The following is an 18,875-nucleotide window of genomic DNA, read 5'->3' as shown; positions in this document are numbered from 1 at the left end:
GTCCTCCGGTGGTCGTCCCCGACGTCAGTCGAACAGCCGCGAGAGGACGCGTTCCGGCAGAACCGAGAGGAGCCACGCGACCAGCCGCCAGCGTCGGGTGACGTAGACGTGCCGGCGCTTCGCGCGAATCGCGCTCGCGATCTGTTCGGCCGCCGTCTCCGGACTCGCCATCCAGAACAACTCGTCGCCCATGGCCATCTTCGTGTCCACGAACCCCGGTTCCACGTCGGTCACGGTGATGTCGGCGTCCGCGTTGTCGGCCCAGTAGCGCAGCCCCTCCAGATACCGGGCGACGTAGGCTTTCGAGGCGTTGTACGCCGGCGCGCCGCCGTTGCCGAAGTTCGCCGCGACCGAGGAGATGCCGACGAGGTGGCCCGATCCCTGTTCCGCGAAGGTCTGCATCCCCAGTGTCGCCAGCGCGGTGAACCCCCGGACGTTCACGTCCACGGTCTGTCGCTCCGGTTCCCAGTCGAGGTCCGGGTTCAGGTCGCCGACGCCCGCCGAGAGCACCAGTAGGTCACAGCCACCCATCGCGTCGATCAGTCGCCGGAGGCGGTCGCGGGCTTCCTCCACCTCTGTCACGTCCATCTTGGCGACGTACGCCTTCGTCGGCAGATCGCTTCCGATCTCTTGGAGTCGTTCGAGTCGTCTCGCGGCGAGTCCGACTTCGTACCCCTCGTCTGCGAGTTCGTAGGCCAGTGCCTCGCCGATCCCGGAGGAGGCACCGACGATGATCGCGCTGTCTGTCATGATCCGGGCTACGGTATCCCCCGATAAAGCCACGGCGACGTGGGGTGACGTGAGCCGTCGTGGGACGATGCCCGACGACCGACCCGACGTGACGGAACTCCGGAACGTCGCCCCCGCTTTTCCGCCTGCTCCCCGTCTCTGCGGACGCAATGTGTCCGACCTGTTCTCTGCCGTGTTGTATCGACGACCCTCCCGCCCGCTTCTCGGGAGACCGACAGCCGACTGCTCGCCGAGTCCCGGTAGCCGCCGGAGGTGTCTCGGCGTGAGCACCGCGAGCGACTACCTCCCCGACGTCGATCTGGACGGCGTCTTCGACCTCTCGCTCGACCGCGCGACGACCGCCGTGGTCGCGATGATCGGTCTCGACGCCCTGTGGTGGGTGCTGCTGTGGGACGGCCACGTCCCGATGCCGGGGATGATGTGGCTGATGCAGGACGCCAGCGTCCCGATGGCCGCGCCGGGCGCGATGGAACTCGGGGTCTTCCACGTCGGTACCGTCGGTGCGGTGATCGACTACACCGTCATGTGGGGCGTGATGATGTGGGCGATGATGCACCCGCCGATGACTCGCTTCGCCCGCGACTACACCGCTGCCCACCGTGGCTCCACCACCCAGACAGCGCTCTCGGTCACCTCCTTCCTCACGAGCTACCACATCGTCTGGGCACTCTCCGCGGTGATCCCACTCGGCTTTCACCTGCTTCTCCCCGGTGGCATCCACGGCTTCACACAGGCGCACACCCGCTTCGTGATCGGTGGCGTCCTCGTGCTCACCGGACTCTACCAACTCACGGCGTTCAAACAGCGCCTCCTCCGCGACTGCTGTGGACACGTCGCCCCGCACACCGACGACATCCCCGAGGCGTTCCGCGAGGGCGCGCGGCACGGCACGCGCTGTATCCTCGTCTGTTTCGCGCCGTTCTTCCTCCTGATGCCCTTCTTCGGCGAGATGAACTTCTTCTGGATGGTCGCGCTGACGACCGTCGTCACCGTCGAACGACTCCCGTCGTGGGGGCGGGAGCTGGCGGTCTCGACCGGCATCGTCGGCCTGCTGGCCGGCCTGTTCGTGCTCGTCGTCCAGCCGGATCTGCCCATCTCGTTCACGATGTCGATGGGGATGTAGGACGACCCCGCCACCCACGGGGCAATCTGTGTGCCCCGATTCGTCCACCCGAAGATTTGCTATCGCGACATACGATTTACGTGCTCCCCCTGTCGGCCGACTCGCGGCCCTTTTACGCCCTGCGCACCGACGGAGAGCCATGGTGCGGAACATCGCGGCCGTGATGGCCGACCTCGAACCCGGCGACTTCTATCTCCTGTCGGGCGTCGAGCAGGGGATGCGGTTCAGCCGATGGGTGAACCGCGAGAAACTGCCCGACTACTCCGATCTGACGCCGGAGAACGTCGACTACCGGCTGGATCGCTGTATGCAACGCGAACTGATCCAGCGGAAGACGATCCAGTACGAGGGCTACCAGCTCACCTTCGAGGGGTACGACGCGCTCGCCTTGCGGACGTTCGCCCAGCGAGACACGGTCGAAGGCGTCGGCTCCTCGCTCGGGGTGGGCAAGGAGTCGGACGTCTACGAGGTCCAGTCGTACAAGCCGATGGCGCTGAAGTTCCACCGCGAGGGGTACACGAACTTCCGGGCGGTGAACAAGGAACGCGACTACACTTCGGACAAGAACCACGTCTCGTGGCTCTACACCGCCCGGAAAGCGGCCGAGCGCGAACACGAGGTGCTGGAGACGCTCTACCCCGATGTCTCGGTTCCGCGTCCCATCGACCAGAACCGCCACGCCATCGTGATGGAGAAACTCCCCGGTGTCGAACTCGCCCGCGCCCGCTTCGACTCGGGGCAGGTCGTCGGCGTCCTCGATCTGATCCTCCGGGAGGTCGCCGGAGCCTACGACGCGGGCTACGTCCACGCCGACATGAGCGAGTACAACGTCTTCGTCGACGAGGACGGCATCACCATCTTCGACTGGCCCCAGGCAGTGGCGACCGACCACGAGAACGCCAACGAACTGCTCGAACGCGACGTGGAGAACCTGCTCGGCTGGTTCCGCCGGAAGTATCCGAGCGACATCCCCGAGACACCGACCGCCCGGACCGTCGCCGAGTCCATCGCCGCCGCCGAGTTCACGTCGATCCGCGAGATCGACGACTGAGGACTCACGCGTTTCTCGTCCGATTTCTGCCAATATCTCCGTGAGTAGCCACGAGGACGTCTCTTCGACCGATTCTGCGGGTCCCGTCTGCGACCGAGTCGAGTCGCTGTGAGCCGCAATAAATTGTATGGTGCTATATCAAAACCGATACAGTCGGTTCAGCGACGACTCGTGGCTCCGTCTCACACCGGCGGTACGCTTTCATCCGTGCCTGTCGAGACCAGCGGTGTGAAGCACGCGACCCACGAGACGATCAGCGACCACTGGGCGGCACTCTTGGACTGTGAGCCTGCGAGCGTCTTCACGTTCGGCGCGTCGGTCGTGGCGAGCGATACCGGGTCGGTCGCCATCCTCGTCCATCCAGAAGGTGTGGTCGTCTCCGCGCCACCAGCACTCACCGACGAACTGCGGTCGGCCCTCTCACAACGTTCTGTCGCCCCCACCACGACCGAGGCACGGGATGTGGTCGAGGCTGCCGCCAGTGGGTTGGTCGATAGCGACGACCCCGCAGTCGCCGAGGTACTCGGGCCGCAGTTCGTCGGCTACTGTGACGACTCGACGTTCACGCCGGTCCACGACGAGCAGTCTCCCGTCGGACTGATCGAACCCGAGTCACTCACCTCGCTACGCGATGCGACACCCACCGACGAGTGGGACCGGTCGGGTGTGCGGACCGACGACGACGGACCGGCCTTCGCAGTCGAACGTGACGGACAGGTGGTCGCGGCGACACAGTACTCAATCGCGCACGGAACCGCCGGCATCGCGGTCGTCTCGCGTCCGGCGTATCGTGGCGAGGGGAACGCGACGCGCGCTGTCTCTGCGGCGACGGCCCACGCGCTGGACGCGGGGCTGGTGCCGGAGTACCGGACGCTGGAGGAGTGGTCGTCGTCGGTGGCGCTCGCAGAACGACTCGGCTTCGAGCGCGTCGGGGTGAGTCTGCTCGTGCGACTCGACGAGACGGAGTAGCTACCGCCCGAAGAACTGTTCTTTCGCGTACCGGGCGATCACCGGCACGTCTTCGGACTTGACGATCCGGAGGAGTGCGCGAATATCCCCGCCGTTGGCGCGCTGGAGGGTGTCACCACCGATACTGTTCAGATCGCGGACGAGTTTGTCGTAGCGCTCGTTCGTCCCGCGGTACAGCAGTTGCGTCATGTGGAGTCGTTTCTTCACGTTCGGTGCGACCGTCTCGTGCCAGAGGCGGTCGTAGGTGGACATCGCCTCGGCGGAGGTGTCGTCGAGTCCGGCCATCAGACAGTTGTCGGCCGTGATCGCGGCGGCGCGGCCCGACTGGAGGCCCTTCCCGATGCCCTCGCCCCAGAGGGGGTCGATCGTCGGCACGGTGTCGCCGACCGCCATGAAGTTCGCGGCGCTCAGTCCCTCGGGGAGTTGGATGTGTGCAGAGCCACGGTGTTGTTTCCCCTCGATGCGCTCGGCGTCCGCGAATCGGGGGTCGGTGTCGAGCCAGTACTGGAGGTAGTCGTCCACCGTGAAGCCGTCGCGGGCGTACTCCTGGTGTGCCGTGTTCTGGATGTAGCAGATGCCGACCTTCGCGGTGTCGCCGCCGGTGTGGAAGATCCAGGAGTAGCCGCCGGGCGCGAGGTCGTGGTCCAGTCGGAGCATCATCGCGTCCGTCAGGTCCGCGTAGTCCGGGTGGTCGATCTCGATGCCCTCCAACTCGTACTCGATCCCGATGGCTTGGTTCTCCCGTTCGAGGTCGACGACGCCGAGTTTCTTCGCCAGCGGTGCGTTCGGACCGGTCGCGTCCACGACGATGTCGCCGTAGACCTCCTCGTCGCGATTGTACTCGACGCCGATTATCTCCCCGTTCTCGGTGATCGGGTTGGTGACACGCGCGTCGAAGATGTACTCCGCGCCGTTGTCGCGGCCCTCGGCGACCAGCCAGCGTTTGAAGTCTGCGAACTCCAGGACCGCGCCCGACTGGGTGCGGCCGTAGGCGTCGTTCGGCGACTCGATGACGACCTCGTCGGTGTAGTTCATCACCACGTCGTCGGGGATGTTGAACGACCCCATCGTGGACGGGAACGTCCCGGCGGTCGACTTGTTGCTCTGGCGGGGGAACTCCGCCTCGCTCTCCGTTTCGAGGACGACTGTGTCGTAGCCGCGTTCGGCGAGGTCCCGCGCGCACTGCGCGCCGGCAGGACCCGCCCCGGCGACGACGACATCGTAGTGTTCGGTCATGGGAATCACGTGGTGCCGCGTTGGGTTTTCCCACACGACCGGCCAGTGCGGCCGACCACGCCGGCGTGTGGTGTTCGCGTTACCGGAGTAGTTGATTTCCTCCCGTACCAAGGCTTCGATGTACTGTGACCGATACAGGGCGACGGAATCCGGCGACCGTCGCCGCCGAGATCGGACGAGACGGACGGAGCCCACCCCCCGACAGCGACCGTGGCCGCCGCTGGCCTCCGGTCGATCTCGCCCTCGATCGAGTGTGGCTCGACGTCGCCGTCGGCCTCGCGGTCCAGTCCGCTGTCACTCGTCTCTCCGAGACGTCACCCGTCTCGCGTCGTCACTCGATCAGTTCCAGCGTCACCTCGCTGGCCTCCACGTCCTCGACGAACGCGCCGAGACCGCCGACCGCGAGGTGGACACCCTCCTCGGTCTCGATGTCGAAGGAGTTCTCGACCGGGAAGGAGTTGTTCCCCGGCGCGAGCAGCCCCTGTCGCACGTCGGTCACGCGGCCGACGAACTCCTCGAAGCTCTCCTCCTCGCCGCCGACGAGTCGCCCGCGAACGCGAGCGCGGATCGGTGTGCCGGCGCGGCGGTGGAGTTCCGCTTCGAGGACGGCGTGCCGGAAGTCGCGGTAGGTCGCGGGGAGGGCGGTCGGTTCGGCGGCGTACACCTCCTCGGCCATCGGCCAGTAGTTCCCGAGGAACGACCCGACGAGGATCGGCCCCAGTTGCTGTTGCCCGAACGCGATGGCCTCCTTCCCGGCGTTCGACCGGGTGATCATCTCGGTCGGCGCGACCAGCCCCGACTGCCGGTCGGCGGTCAGCATCGTCGGCATCGGCTGACTCCACGCGCGGGCGACACTCGCCAGTCCGTCCAGTCCGAGGTCGGGACCGGGTTCGACGCCGGAGACGACCAAGAGAACGAGGACACCGCGATCGAGTGCGGCCCGGAGTTCGTCGGCGAGTTCCGGCAGGCGGTCGTGGGGGATAGAGAGCGTGACCTCCTCGTCGGCGTTGGCGATCAGTTCCGCGGCGCGCTTCAGCACCGTGACGCGGGACTTGACGACCTCGAACCGGGCGTCGGCCGGTGCGGTCCGGGTGTACCGGTCGGCGAGTGCGGGTTCCATCTCGTCTAAGTTGCGAGAGAGCGTGTCGATGACTTCCTCCGGTGGGTTCGCGCGGATGGTCGTCGGGACGACGTGGTCGTCGACCGTGACGAAGCCGCGTTCCTCCAGTTTCTCGCTGATGCTGTAGACGTACCGCTTCGAGACGCCGGCGTCGTCGGCGACCGTGCTCGCCTTCGCCTCGCCGTGATCGAGGAGGGTGAGGTAGGTGTCGATCTCCTTGTCGGAGAGGCCGAACTGCGAGAGGAGGTCGGCCAGCGACGAATCGTCCATACGACGTGTTGTCTCACGGGTCTACTTACATCGCTCGGTGAGATTCGGTGACGCGAGACACTCGACGGGCGTCGTGTCGACGACGCGACCCACGTGATGGCCGCGGTGGCCGTCGGAGTCAGACCGCTCGCAGGACCACCGCACGCTCGACCTGCACGACGCCCTCCACGACGACCGACTCGCCCGACAGCAGGTCGGTCTCGCCGACCGTCGCGTCCACGACGGTCGTCGTCTCCGGATCGTCGTCGAAGTTGCAGACGACCACCAGTGCGTCCGCGTCCTCGCTACTGTCGCCGGCGTCTCCCCTCCCGCCGACCTCGCGCCGGAACGCGACGAGGTGGTCCGGCGCGGGCGACAGCGCCACCTGTTCGACCGACTCGTCGTCGGCGGTGCCGAGTTCGGGGAACTCCCGACGGAGGCGGGCACACGCCCGGTGGAACGCGGTGAGGTCGTCGTCGCCGTCGTGCCACCGCATCCGGCCGCGCTGGCCCGGGACGCCGCGCTCCTGCCCGGCGTAGAGCATCGGCGCACCCGGCAGGGTGAACGTGATCGCGGTCGCGGCCGCGAGTTGACTCCGGCCGCAGTCGGTCAGATATCTGGTTTCGTCGTGGTTCTCGACGTAGCGCATCTGGACGGCAGAGCGCGGGAAGCCGTCGCTCGCGACGCGGTCCAGCGCGTCGAAGACGGCAGTCGCGGGGCGGTCGCCGTCGCCGATCTCGCGCAGGGTGTGGTAGAGCCGCGTGTCGTAGTGGACGTCGAACTCCGACTCGTGGTAGGCGGGATCCGCCGGGATGGTCTCGTCCAAGAGCAGGAAGTCGTCGGGCAGTCGGTCGGCGACCTCCTTCCAGAAGCCGTGGGGGACGCCCCACGCCACGTCACACCGGAAGCCGTCCACGACCGCGGCCCACTCGTCGATCACCGCGAGCATCCACGCCCGGACCGCCAGCGAGTCGTAGTTCACGTTCGGGATGCGCGTCCAGTTGAAGTAGAAGTCCGGCGCGCCCGGTCCGGCCCAGTCGGGGTCGCGGTCCTCGCTCGGGACGGTCGCCCCGTTCGGCGCGAAGGGTGTCTCGTCGACCCGGTCGTAGAGATTCTCGTAGTTCGGCACCCCCGCCGAGTGGAGTTGGAACGCGGGGTGGTCCCGCGAGGTGTGGTTGACCACGAGGTCGAAGATCACCTGAATGTCGTGGTCGTGGCAGGCGGCGACGAACGACTCGAACTCGGCGCGAGAGCCGAGGTCCGCGGCGGTGTCGAAGTAGTCGGTGACGTGGTAGCCGTGCCGGGTCGGACTGGCGACGACCGGCGTGAGCCACACCGCGTCGACGTGGAGTGAGTCGAGATACGGTACTCTGCGTTCGAGTTCCGCGAAGGTGGTGTCGAGGGTCCCGCCCGCGAAGGTCCGGACGAAGATCTCGTAGATGGTCGGCGACTCGCCCCACTCGGGCGGGTCGTTCGGCCGGTGGACCGTGGGGAGAGCCGTGTCGGTGTCGTCGGTCGACCGGTCGTCGCTCCCGTCGTCTGCCGCCGACTCACCCCCGTCGTCCGCCGTGATCGCCACCGTGTCGGCCACGCTGTGGCGCTGACCGACTGCGACCGCGTGGACTCTGACGGGTTCGTCGACTGCGTCGCTCGCGTCGGCCGTGTCCGACTCCGCGTCCCCCGGCAGTGCCGACCGTGGAATCCGGAGTGTCTCGCCCTCGACGGTCACGTTCTCGCGCGTCAGGCCGTCGCGCGTGTCGAGGTGGAACTCGACCGAGAGTGGTGTCTCCGAGACCGACTCGTCGTCGCCCGCTACCGACGCCGAGTCGGTCGACCGCCCGGCACCGCCACCGATGCGAGTCGGCGGGCGCTCGGCGTCGGCGGTGACGACGACCTCGTCCGAATCGACCTCGGCGTCGAGACCGACGCGGGGACGGCCCGGTCCCGGCACGACGAGTTCGTCGTGGTACGCCTCCTCGTAGTCGTCGTTGACCAGCAGGCTGTACCGGTGGACGCCGGGGAGCAGTCGCGTCTCGGCGACGTACTCGCCGTCGACCAGTTCGGGCCGGTCCCGTCCGGGTCGGTGCTCGTTGAACGGCCCCACGAGCGAGACGCGGTCGATGCGGTGTGCGGGTGTGGGAAGGTCCGCGACCGGCACGGCGAACGCTGCCGGTCTGCGCTCGTCGGGGAACGCGCGGACGACGACCGTGTGGTCTCCATCTGGTGCCGTGAGTCGGCACCGGTAGACGCCAGACTCGTCCGGCGTGAGGTGGACGACCGGCCCGTCGCCGAGGGTCACGTCGCTCTCGGTGGGCGTGTCAACGAGCGTCCACGCGAAGGCGTCGCCGTCGATGCGGTGGGCCAGTTCGGCAGGGTCGGTCGGATCGTCGAACTCGACGGCTGTCACCGACTGCTCGGGAGCACGGGGCGCGAGTTCGACCGGTCGGCCGACCGAGGTGAACCGGGGCGGGCCGGGGTGGTGCATACCGGGTTGCCACGGGCGACCGGCTTGACGCTTCCCCTTCCGGCGAGCTGTGAACTACAATTACACCAAATTTTATGACGGGGCGATTCATCGCCACAGGCAATGCAACTGCGCGACGCGTTGAACGACTACAAACGCCATCGTGGGGAGGCGGCACGGTTCCCCGGCGAGCGGCGGACGACACGGGGGTTGTTCGCGGGCGACGCGGGGCGACTGGTCCACGTCGACTCCGACGGGCGGGTGCGGGACTTCGGCTATCCACTCTCCGGGCTGAACGGGATCGAACGCTCCCGGTTCGGGCTGTGTGTCGCGGATTCGAGTGAGCCAGTCGAGACGAGCGATGCCGACCCGGGCGAGGCGGACTCCGACGACCCGCACGTGACGTGGCTCGACGACTGGGAGACGGTCGAGCAGTCGTACCACGCCGACACCGCGATGGTCGTCACGCGCCACCGCGCGGGCGACGGCGAGGTCGTCCAGTACGATCTGACGCTCGACGACGCGCACCTGACACACTTCGACTGCGACGGACTGACGGCCGGCGACGACGGGACCAAGCCGACGCTGATCGCCTACGTCGGCTTCGCGCCGGACCGACAGGAGACCCAGTTGGGTCAGCTCCGACACGACGACGCGTGCGAGGTGTTCCACGCCGACGAACACGACTTCTTCGGGAGTGCGACCGGCTTCGCCGATCTGCAGGGGCGCGTGCCGATCCGGTTCGAGGAGGTGCTGGGACCGGACGCCGTCGACCTCCCACGACCGCTGACCGAGGGTCGCTACGAGGAGGGTCGGCTGAGTGGTGATCTGGTCGGCGAGGTCCCAGTCGAGTCGGGCGGTGCCACGCTGGTCACGCTCCCGACCGACGCGACCGAGACGGGTCGGGAGGCCGCGCTGGGTCGACTGACCGCGCTGGCCGACGCGCACCACGACACGGACGCGCTGGTCACCGCCGCCGAGAACGCCCGGAGCGACGTACTCCGGCGGGCGAGCGAGGACGACGTCCCGGACACCGCCGTCCCGGATCTGCGGGTCGTCTCGCTGCTCTCTGCCGAGACCGGTCTCCGCATCGCCGGGCCGGACTTCGACCCCTTCTACGTCTACTCCGGCGGCTACGGCTACACCTGGTTCCGCGACGACGGCGAGATCTCCCGGTTCCTGCTCTCGGCGGACGCGACCTACGACCTCGCCCTGGCGGACTGGCACGCCCGGAGCGCCCGGATGTACTGCCGAACGCAGTGTGCAGACGGCTCGTGGCCCCACCGCGTCTGGGCACGGGACGGGCGTCTCGCGCCGGGGTGGGCACACGGTCGGCTGGAGGCCGGCGACGACGTGGACTACCAGGCGGACCAGACCGGCAGCGTGGTGGGCTTCCTCGCGGAACTGCTCGCGGAGCGGGGTGACGATCTCGACGCCGACCTCGACGGCGAGATTCGGGAGACGCTCGCCGACGCGCTGGCTGGCTTGGACGAGACGCTCGCCGAGGACGGCCGGCCGATCACCTGCCAGAACGCCTGGGAGAACATGACCGGTCGGTTCGCCCACACGACCGCGACGTTCCTCGACGCCTACGCCCGACTGGCCGACGCGCCGGTCTCGGGAGCAGCGCGTGAGCAGGCTACCGAGAGTGCGGAGTCGGTGTACGACGCGGTCGACGACCTGTGGGTGCCGGAACGCGGCGTCTTCGCCCTCCGGGAACACGACCCCGAGGCCCCGCCGGATCAGGACCACGCGACCGCCGGTGCGGACGACGAGTCCGCGCTCGACGACAGGCTGGACTCCTCGACGCTCGCGCTGGTCGGTGCGCACCGGGCGTACGACGAGTCGGACGCGACGCGTAGTGTGGATTCAGAGCGACTGGACCGACTCGTCTCGCACGTCGAGACGACCATCGAGGGTCTGCACCGCGAGACCCCAGAGATAGAAGGCCTGATCCGGTTCGAGGGCGACGACTGGCGGACTCGCACGCAGGGTCGGGAGAAGGTCTGGACCGTCTCGACCGCGTGGGGTGCGAACGCGGCCGCAGAGCTCGCTGGATTGTTGGCCGAACACGACGACCCGCGTGCCGAGCGATTCGCCGAGCGCGCTCGCCACCTGCTCTCGCTCGTGTCGGTCGGCGGGGCGCTCTCGACCGCCGGGGGGTATCTCCCCGAGCAGTTCTTCGACGACGGGACGCCGGACAGCGCGACCCCGCTGGGCTGGCCGCACGCGCTTCGACTTGCGACGGTGGCGCGGTTGGATGCGGACGGGTTGTTGGATGTCGACAGTGTGGAAGCTTTGGCGGACGACTAGGACTTTCGAGTCTCTGGAGTCGGAAAACACGACTCTCCGGTGAACTCGGTCGAGATAGTTGTTGACAACGTGGGGTGAAAGCCCCCGTGAGACGCAATTTCTGCTGAGTGAGTCGCGGACAACGAGAGGTGAAAGCCCCCGCGCTCTCGATGGTCCGCGACTTGGTGTCGTTCGAGAGAGCGAAGCTCTCTCGTGATGACGAGAGACGCCCTCGGCGTCTCTCGAACCACGCGCTTCCCTCACGAGGGCGCGTCGCTTCGCTCCGCGCCCTCGTTCAGTCCCGTGTCGTCGGGCGACACGGGAGTCGCCCGACTGCTGGCGAGACCGGAGGTCTCGCTCTGCTACCGGCGTCGGGGACCAGTCGAGAGTACTGGAGAGCAAAGCTCTCCAACGTCTCGTTCGGTTCCCTCACGAGACCGCCGGCCCCTTTCAGTCCCACCCGAGTTTGTGAAGGCGCACGCAACTCCCGGTGGACCAGTCGGTTTCAGCGTGAACGCCTCCCTGCGACCGTCGGCGCGACACAGAGGTCGCGCCAGCCCATGCGACTGGTAAGTGTGTCGTGAGTTGTGGTGGAGAGTTGGCAGTGCTGTTGCGGTGCGGTCGGCGCGTGCGCGACCCCGACGCGCACGCGAGGGACGAGTAACGCAACCGAGCGCGCCCCTCGTGGGCGCGCTCCCGTGAGTCACGCAGTCGGTTGGGGGTTCGTGGCTCGTGCGATTGCGGTGCTGTGCGGGTGCGGTCGCGGTTCCGCTGGTAGATGCGCTACTAACAGTCGCGGTGCGGGTGCGGTTCCCCGCGCTAGCAATCGTCGCGGTGCTGTCGCTGTCTGCGGTGCTGTCGACGTAGCAGTCACGGTCGCGGTTCGCGGTGCAGTCGCAGTCTCAGTCGCAGTCGACGGTTCGACAGCATCCACCGACCGTCTCCCGATCAAAAACCAACACGTCTCACACAGCTTCGACAGCTTCGATCAGCCGACACTTCCGACAGACGTCCCGCCCCGTCGTCGAGCCACAGCGTTCACACTCACCGAGGTCGCTCCCGTCGGAATCTTCGCCGTACCGACTCGCCGCCAGTTCGGCCAGTTCCTCGTAGCCGGCCATGATCGAGTGGCGCGTGCCGGGATGGTTCTCCTCCAACCCGAGCATCACCTCCTGCACCTCGCCGCGATACGCTTCGCTGGCGTGGGGACACTCGGTGATGTGGGCCGGCAGATCCTGCAGGTGGGCGAACAGCGCCACCTCCTTCTCCGGCACGTCCCGCAGGGGCTTGGCCCGCGGGACGAAGTGCTCGGTCTCGGCGCGTTCGTCCATCGGGCCGAGACTCGCGTCGAAGTGCTTGGCGATCTGTTTCACGTCGCCCTCCAGTACGTTCATCAGCGCGGTCTCGGCCTCGTCGTCGAGGTTGTGACCCGTGAGCAGGAGGTCCGCGCCGAGTTCCTCGGCGTAGCTCTCCAAGAGGTCCCGGCGGAAGACGCCGCAGTAGGCGCAGGCGGCCATGTTCTCGGGGTCCTTCTCCACCACGTCGTCCATCCGGACGCCCAGGTCCTCCTCGTAGGTGACGACCTCGTGGTGGATGTCCAGATCGGCCGTGAGTTCCTTCGAGGCGTCGAGCGACTCGTCGCGGTAGCCCTCGATACCCTCGTGGATCGACAGCGCGATCAGTTCGACGCAGGGGTCTCGGCCGAAGGTGTCCGCCAGAATCTCGGTGAGGACGACGCTGTCCTTCCCGCCGGAGAGGCCGATCACCCACGTCACCGGGTCGTCGGGCGTGGCGTCGTCCGGGAGGAGCGAGTCCTCGCGGATTCGTCGGCGGACACGCTTCTCGACGGTGGCACAGAAGTGGTCGCCACAGAGGTGTGCCCCGGAGTAGCCGGCGTGCATCACCGCGTCGCGGCCGCACTTGTCGCACTCCATCACCCCGGCGTTGCCCGCCGGCGGGCATGACGGTTTCGCCTTCGACAGATCGGTGTGGTTTTCCGGCGACCGCGAGCAGTGCCCGCATGGAATCCCTCCGGACCCGCCTCTGGCGACACGTCTTCAACCGCTTTCCGGCCTATCGCGGCACCGGCGCTCGCGTCCGGTACATCGCCGAGGACTGGTCGCGCGTGCAGGTCGTGATCCCGCGCAACTGGCGCACCCGGAACCTCGTCGGCACCACCTTCGGCGGGAGCATCTACGGCGCGGTCGATCCGATCTACATGGTGATGCTGAAGCGTCGGCTGGGGTCGGCGTTCACCGTCTGGGACAAGTCCGCCGAGATCGAGTTCCGGAAGCCCGGCGAGTCGACGCTGTACGCCGACTTTCGACTGACGACGAGCGAGATTCGGGAGATTCGGACCTCGCTGGATCGCGGGGAGTCGATGGACCGGGTGTACGAGGTGGAGGTGGTCGACGAGGATGGTGTTGTGCACGCGACCTGCGAGAAGACGCTGTACGTTCGGCGTGATTCGTGATACTCGTGATACTCGTGATACTCGGTGTGGTGGGATCGTGGTGGGGTGACTGCTGGCTGGGACTGTGACTCTGACTGCTACGTCGACAGTACCGCAGACCGCGACAGCACCGCGACGATTGCTAGCGCAGGGAACCGCACCGTGAACCGCGACAGCACCAGCACCGCTACGATTGCTAGCACACCGACGAGACGACCGCGACAGCACAGCCCCGCACCGCACCCGCCACCGCATCCGCGACAGCACCGCACCTCGATCCTCCCCAGCCTCGGGGACCTCTCCGCACTGCCCGGTCCCCTCCCTCGCGCACGTTCCTCGCGCGCGCCGATTTGTGAGCCGAATCGCATGCAACTCGGGGTTTATAAAAAACTCGGACACTTTTATCCCACTCACAGACAGCCCGTTCGTCACCCGTTCCGGCCGATTCCGGAACCCCGACAGGACGCGATCTGGTGGCGACCGACACCGAGCAGTGTCCGAGCGACAGCGAGGGCCTGCTCGCAGGTCGGTCGCTCAGCAGTCGGGGAGGTGTGGGGACTACGAGAGAACCGGGTTCCAAATCTCGACGTGATTCCGGGTGACGACTAGTGACGACACGATGGGTCGCCAAATTCCGGGTGGGACTGAAAGGGGCCGACCGCTCGACCCCGCCCCGACGCCGGTAGCACTGGACTGAACGAGGGCGCGGAGCGAAGCGACGCGCCCTCGTGAGGGAAGCGCGCACCAAGTCGCGGCGGGTCGAGCGGTCGGGGGCTTTCACCCCTCGTTGTCTGTAACCGATTCGACTGAGTTGTTCACGACCGATTCGACCGATTTCTCCACGACCGATTCGACCGAGTTCGTGCCGACGACCGAGCCACCAGAATCCACATCGAAAACGTATCCCTCCGAGTATCGTCGGAAACCGTTTTCCCCACCCACCACCCACCACCCGTATGGACCGTGACGCCGCCCTCGACCGCGTAGCGCAGTTGATCGAGACCGTCGAGTCCGACACCCTGCCGGTCCCGATCCGCGAGGTGTGGGTCTACGGCGACGTGGCACTCGGCCTCGATCCCATCGACCGCCTCGACGTGTACGTCACCAAAGACATCCTCCTGCGAGGCGACGGCGAGGCGGCCGAGCGCTTCGAGCGCGAACTCGGCGTGAAGGGCGTCGGTCGGTCGGTCCGCGCCGAGTGGGCCGAGCAGTACCCCGAGTACGTCCGGGCGAACGACAACGGCCACGCCGCACCCGAGCGCTGTCTCGCCGCGCACCTGCTGGACGAGGACGAACCGATCCACCTCGAAGTCTGCAACGCGAGTTTCGACGACAACGTGACCCAGCGACTGAAGGGCGCGCTGACCCGCGACCGCTACGAGCAGATTCTCGATCCCCGTGGCGTCCAACTCTGGGCCGACGGACAGGTCGCCGAGGAGTCCTTCGAGAAACTACGCGGCGGCGAACTCCCGTTCCCGACGCTCTCGGGCGCACTGGAGATGCTCGGCGTCGAGGAAGGCGAGGCGAGCGACGCGGCCGACGCGATGCGCGCCTACCGCGCCGAACAGACCGGGACGACCGTCAGAGGCGACGTGGTCTGAGAGGACAGCCCGGCCTCATGCCGGGGTGGTCTGAGAGGACAGCCCGGCCTCTTACCGGGGTGGTCTGAGAGGACACCTCGGCCTCATGCCGGGGTGGTCTGAACGGACACCTCGGCCTCATGCCGGGGTGGTCTGAACGGACACCTCGGCCTCTTGCCGAGGTGGTCCGCCCGCCGAGACGAGCAACGTCAGAAGCCACCCATGCCGAACTGCTCGGTGTCGGGGTCGCCCAGTTCCTCGCGGATGGCGTCGTGAATCTCGCCCACGGGCGGGGTGTCCCGCGTCGGGTCGAGCCAGTGCTCGCCGACCCAGCGGTAGCGGATCGTCCGGTCGGTGTCGATCAGGAAGCAGGACCGGCGCGACCGCGAGAACAGTTTGAACGCGCGGTAGTCCACGCCGAAGGCCTTCGCCACGTCGAGGTTCGGATCGGAGTACAGCGGGAAGCCCAGATCGAGGCGGTCGATAAAGGAGCGGTGGAGCCGTGGACCGGACTTGCTGATGCCCACGACCGACACCTGCTCGCCGCTGGCGAACCAGTCGAAGTCGCGGAACGAACACCACTCCTCGATGCAGTCCGGGCTGAAGTCGACGGTGTAGAACGACAACAGGACGGGCCGCTCCGCGAGCAACTCCGAGAGCGGGGTGTCGGTGGTCGTGCCGTCCGGGTGCACCAGCGGGGCGGTGAACTCCGGTGCGGTCTCACCGACCGCGAGGCCGGCTGACTCGGTCATACTCCCACCTCGGTCGGCGCGATAATATGTGTTTGGACGCTGATGTGCCGAGCGTGTGATACTCGATACCACGGATACGGCCACGACACACGACGACACCTGACACGGAAGTCGAACTGATACGTCTCGGCGGCGTACCGGCGTATTACACCGACTGCGCGGCGATCGAGCCACACCGACCCGATGCCGACACGCCCGAGAGCGAAGCGCCTTTGCCGACCACCCACATTCCCCCGGTATGCGCGTCGGAGCACACGTATCCATCGCTGGCGGGGTCGACAACGCGGTCGAGAACCAACTCGACGTGGGCGGGAACTGCGGACAGATATTCACCCACTCACCGCAGGTCTGGCAGGACCCGAACATCGGCGACGAGGAGGCCGAGCGCTTCCGCGAGGGCACCGCCGACTCGCTCGACGGGCCGTGGGTCATCCACTCGTCGTACCTCGTCAACCTCTGTACGCCGAAAGACGGCCTGCGCGAGAAGTCGATCGACTCGATGCAGCAGGAGGTCGACGCCGCCGACAAACTCGACATCAGCTACGTCAACGTCCACCTCGGCGCACACACCGGCGCGGGCGTCGAGGGTGGCCTGTCGAACGCCGTCTCCGCGCTGGACGAACTCGACGTGCCGGACGGCGTGACCGTCCTGATCGAGTCCGACGCCGGCAGTGGGACGAAACTCGGCGGCGACTTCGAACATCTCGCCACCGTCCTCGAGGAGAGCCAGCAGGATCTCGACGTCTGTCTCGACACGGCCCACGCCTTCGCGGCGGGCTACGACCTCTCGACCCCGGAGGGTGTCGAGGAGACGGTCCGGGCGTTCGACGAGGTCGTCGGCCTCGACCACCTCGAGTGCATCCACCTGAACGACTCGAAACACGCCTGTGGCACCAACAAGGACGAACACGCCCACATCGGCGAGGGATTGATCGGCGAGGACGGGATGCGCGCGTTCCTCACGCATCCGGACCTCGTGGACGTTCCGCTCGTCCTGGAGACGCCGACCGAGGACGGTAAGAGTTTCGCGTGGAACATCGACCGCGTCCGCGAGTGGCACGCCTAGATGCGCAGATTCTCGGCCGAGTATCTCGCCCGCACCCGCGCGGGGATGTGGGCCGACTCCCGCGCGGCGCTCGCCGATCTCGCGCTCGATAGCCGAGACCGGATCGTCGACGTCGGCTGTGGCACCGGCGAACTCTCCGGTGTGTTGCGCGAGGAGTCGGAGGCCGAGGTCGTCGGCGTCGACGCCGACACCGACCTGCTGGCCGTCGCGCGCGAGGAACTCGGTGGGGGTGACGACGAGAGCGACGACGAATTCGGAGGTGCCGACTCGCCGGACTTCTCCCCGGTCGCGGGCGACGCGACGCGCCTCCCACTCCGCGACGACTGTGCCGACCTCGTCGTCTGTCAGGCACTGTTGGTCAACCTGCCCGATCCGACTCCAGCACTCCGGGAGTTCGCCCGCGTCTCCAGTGATCTCGTCGCGGCCGTCGAACCGAACAACGCCGAGGTGGGTGTCGACTCGACGGTCGACAGGGAGGTCACGCTGGAGTCGCAGGTCCGCGAGGCGTACCTCGCGGGCGTCGAGACCGACGTGGCACTCGGCGAGACGGTCGCCCGACGCTTCCGTGAGACAGGGCTGTCGGACGTGCGGACGCGCACCTACTACCACGAGAAGCGTGTCGAGCCACCCTACGACGAACACCACGTCGAGAGCGCGAGACAGAAGGCGACCGGCGAGGGGTTGGATCGCCACGAGACCGAACTCCGGCGACAGCTCACGTCGTCGGAGTTCGACGCCCTCCGTCGGGAGTGGCGGGAGATGGGCCGCGAGGTCGTCGGACAGATGGCCGACGGCGACTACCGCCGCGTCGAGGTCGTCCCGTTCGAGGTGACGGTCGGTCGCGTCGGGGGGTGAGGCGTCGCTGTCGGACGTGGTCGCTCCGCGAAAACAGCCTGCGAGAACCGGATCAGACGAGTTTGGCGAACGCGAGCGTGCCGGAGATGTTCTCGATGTAGATCTGTACCACGTCGCCCTCCTGTGCGCCGGGGACGAAGATGGTGTACTTGCCCTTCTCGGCGACACCGTCGCCCTTGCGGCCGGTGCCGGTGATCTTGACCTCGTAGGTGCGCCCCTCCTCGACGTCCGGGCGCTCGGTGCGCTGGCTGCTGGAACTGCGCTTGGCGACCGGGCGGAACGCCCCGCAGGCGTCACACCGGAGCATCTGGTTGCGCCCCTCGGTGACGAGGCGGGTGTCCGGCAGGCCACACTCCGAACAGAGGACGTACTCGTCCATGTAGCTCCGGACGGTGGCGTCGAAGTCGCTCCCGGAGAAGTTCCCGTTGTAGCGCGCACGACCGTCCTCGTACTGGCCGTTCGTCCCGAGTTCGCGCTGGATCGACCGGTGGAGGTGTTCGGGATCGCGGGCCAGTGCGTCGGCGATGGCCGAGAGGTTCGTCAGTCGTGTGAACGCGCCGTCTTTCTGTGCCTGAGCGTCGGGGACGACGAGACGCTCGTCTGAACCGCCGAGGTCCGGCACCTCGTCGAGCGCCCTGTCGAGGCTCGCTTCGTAGTCCATACGCCGACTGGGCGGGGGAGCCGTAAAGCAGTTCCGTGAAACGATACACCACGGTCTCTGCGGTCGTGGTGGGGGAAATCGGGAGAAGACGGTGCGTGTGACACCGCGAGTCCGGGTTCCCCGATTTGAACGGGGGGCAAGCCGATCTACAGTCGGCTGCTCTGCCAGGCTGAGCTAAACCCGGTCGCACTCCTACGTAGGACACGATGTGTGTTTAAGAATTTCCCTTCGCCGTCGGCGTGGTTCGGTGTGACA

15 protein-coding genes and 1 tRNA gene are annotated in these 18,875 nt (G+C 67.3%); 8 read left to right on the top strand and 8 right to left on the bottom strand.

All coding sequences use genetic code 11. From position 1 onward, the window contains the following. Positions 1 to 24 precede the first annotated feature (24 nt). Positions 25 to 750 (bottom strand): SDR family NAD(P)-dependent oxidoreductase, encoded by a 726-nt coding sequence (locus LI337_RS07735; protein ID WP_227229229.1) that lies wholly within the window; start codon positions 748 to 750, stop codon positions 25 to 27. Positions 751 to 1,012: 262 nt separating this feature from the next. On the opposite strand from LI337_RS07735, the gene LI337_RS07730 reads away from it, so the two are divergent. The 3 genes from LI337_RS07730 to LI337_RS07720 all read left to right on the top strand — a co-directional run bounded on the left by LI337_RS07730 (position 1,013) and on the right by LI337_RS07720 (position 3,893). After that, a complete protein-coding gene (locus LI337_RS07730; protein WP_227229228.1) occupies positions 1,013 to 1,873 on the top strand; it encodes a DUF2182 domain-containing protein in 861 nt (286 codons plus the stop codon). Positions 1,874 to 2,012: 139 nt separating this feature from the next. Further along, on the top strand, positions 2,013 to 2,924 hold the full coding sequence (locus LI337_RS07725) for a serine/threonine-protein kinase RIO2 (protein WP_227229227.1): 912 nt from the start codon (positions 2,013 to 2,015) through the stop codon (positions 2,922 to 2,924). Between the two features lie 228 nt (positions 2,925 to 3,152). Then, positions 3,153 to 3,893, top strand: coding sequence for a GNAT family N-acetyltransferase (locus tag LI337_RS07720; RefSeq protein WP_227229226.1), 741 nt, complete (start codon positions 3,153 to 3,155; stop codon positions 3,891 to 3,893). On the opposite strand, the gene LI337_RS07715 is transcribed toward LI337_RS07720, so the two are convergent. The 3 genes from LI337_RS07715 to LI337_RS07705 form a co-directional block, all read right to left on the bottom strand. After that, positions 3,894 to 5,129 carry a digeranylgeranylglycerophospholipid reductase gene (locus LI337_RS07715; protein WP_227229225.1) on the bottom strand — a complete coding sequence of 412 codons (1,236 nt, stop codon included), beginning with the start codon at positions 5,127 to 5,129 and terminating at the stop codon, positions 3,894 to 3,896. It lies immediately after the preceding gene. Positions 5,130 to 5,460: 331 nt separating this feature from the next. Next, positions 5,461 to 6,519: a TrmB family transcriptional regulator gene (locus LI337_RS07710; RefSeq protein WP_227229224.1), complete on the bottom strand. Its 1,059-nt coding sequence runs from the start codon at positions 6,517 to 6,519 to the stop codon at positions 5,461 to 5,463. Between the two features lie 118 nt (positions 6,520 to 6,637). Further along, positions 6,638 to 8,983: an alpha-amylase family glycosyl hydrolase gene (locus tag LI337_RS07705; protein WP_227229223.1), complete on the bottom strand. Its 2,346-nt coding sequence runs from the start codon at positions 8,981 to 8,983 to the stop codon at positions 6,638 to 6,640. A 102-nt stretch (positions 8,984 to 9,085) separates the two neighbouring features. On the opposite strand from LI337_RS07705, the gene LI337_RS07700 reads away from it, so the two are divergent. Further along, the gene (locus LI337_RS07700) at positions 9,086 to 11,275 is read left to right on the top strand and encodes a DUF7997 domain-containing protein (RefSeq protein ID WP_227229222.1); all 2,190 of its coding nucleotides are present in this window, start codon (positions 9,086 to 9,088) and stop codon (positions 11,273 to 11,275) included. A gap of 944 nt (positions 11,276 to 12,219) precedes the next feature. Here LI337_RS07700 and ncsA read toward each other — a convergent pair. Then, positions 12,220 to 13,188 carry a tRNA 2-thiolation protein NcsA gene (gene ncsA, locus LI337_RS07695; protein ID WP_227229221.1) on the bottom strand — a complete coding sequence of 323 codons (969 nt, stop codon included), beginning with the start codon at positions 13,186 to 13,188 and terminating at the stop codon, positions 12,220 to 12,222. Positions 13,189 to 13,274: 86 nt separating this feature from the next. Here ncsA and LI337_RS07690 point away from each other — a divergent pair, with 86 nt between their 5' ends. Then, positions 13,275 to 13,727, top strand: a complete 453-nt coding sequence (locus LI337_RS07690; RefSeq protein ID WP_227229220.1) for a DUF4442 domain-containing protein — start codon at positions 13,275 to 13,277, stop codon at positions 13,725 to 13,727. A gap of 935 nt (positions 13,728 to 14,662) precedes the next feature. Further along, positions 14,663 to 15,307: a DUF7095 family protein gene (locus LI337_RS07685; protein ID WP_227229219.1), complete on the top strand. Its 645-nt coding sequence runs from the start codon at positions 14,663 to 14,665 to the stop codon at positions 15,305 to 15,307. 188 nt (positions 15,308 to 15,495) lie between these two features. Here LI337_RS07685 and LI337_RS07680 read toward each other — a convergent pair whose 3' ends face one another. Further along, positions 15,496 to 16,038 (bottom strand): redoxin domain-containing protein, encoded by a 543-nt coding sequence (locus LI337_RS07680; protein ID WP_227229218.1) that lies wholly within the window; start codon positions 16,036 to 16,038, stop codon positions 15,496 to 15,498. 238 nt (positions 16,039 to 16,276) lie between these two features. Between LI337_RS07680 and LI337_RS07675 the strand changes: the two genes are divergently transcribed. Then, the gene (locus LI337_RS07675) at positions 16,277 to 17,104 is read left to right on the top strand and encodes a deoxyribonuclease IV (protein ID WP_227229217.1); all 828 of its coding nucleotides are present in this window, start codon (positions 16,277 to 16,279) and stop codon (positions 17,102 to 17,104) included. After that, complete coding sequence (locus LI337_RS07670; protein WP_227229216.1) at positions 17,105 to 17,959, top strand: class I SAM-dependent methyltransferase; 855 nt, start codon at positions 17,105 to 17,107, stop codon at positions 17,957 to 17,959. 52 nt (positions 17,960 to 18,011) lie between these two features. Here LI337_RS07670 and LI337_RS07665 read toward each other — a convergent pair whose 3' ends face one another. After that, on the bottom strand, positions 18,012 to 18,620 hold the full coding sequence (locus LI337_RS07665) for a translation initiation factor IF-2 subunit beta (RefSeq protein WP_227229215.1): 609 nt from the start codon (positions 18,618 to 18,620) through the stop codon (positions 18,012 to 18,014). Between the two features lie 110 nt (positions 18,621 to 18,730). After that, positions 18,731 to 18,804, bottom strand: a tRNA-Tyr gene (locus LI337_RS07660). Positions 18,805 to 18,875: the final 71 nt, after the last annotated feature.

This window comes from Salinirubrum litoreum (assembly GCF_020567425.1).
Classification (GTDB): domain Archaea; phylum Halobacteriota; class Halobacteria; order Halobacteriales; family Haloferacaceae; genus Salinirubrum; species Salinirubrum litoreum.
Note: the sequence above shows the minus strand (reverse complement) of the source record. Positions and strands in the feature narration are given on the sequence as shown.